The 278-nt window shown below is 30.6% G+C and carries 1 protein-coding gene; it reads left to right on the top strand.

Going from position 1 to position 278, the window contains the following annotated elements:
• A partial coding sequence (locus ACSUE0_RS14570; protein ID WP_436957840.1) for a transposase occupies positions 1-278 on the top strand: 278 nt, incomplete at both ends.

The raw sequence follows: 278 nt of genomic DNA, 5'->3' as shown, positions 1-278 counted from the left end.
AGTTTAAAGCTAACCAACCAATGGAAGTATTAACAACTGATATTACTTATTTACCTTTCGGTAATACAATGTTGTATTTATCTTCGATTATAGATGTTTATAACGGAGAAATTGTAGCGTATAAAATAGATAACAAACAGGACCAAAGTTTAGTTAATGATACATTAAATCTAATTGATATACCTGAGGGTTGCATACTACATAGTGATCAAGGTAGTGTTTACACGTCGTATTCTTACTATCAATTATGCGAAGAAAAAGGCATTATCAGAAGCATG

This window comes from Staphylococcus sp. AS1337, assembly GCF_051408735.1.
In the GTDB taxonomy this organism is placed as follows: domain Bacteria; phylum Bacillota; class Bacilli; order Staphylococcales; family Staphylococcaceae; genus Staphylococcus; species Staphylococcus xylosus_B.
This window is presented reverse-complemented; position numbering and strand designations above follow the sequence as displayed.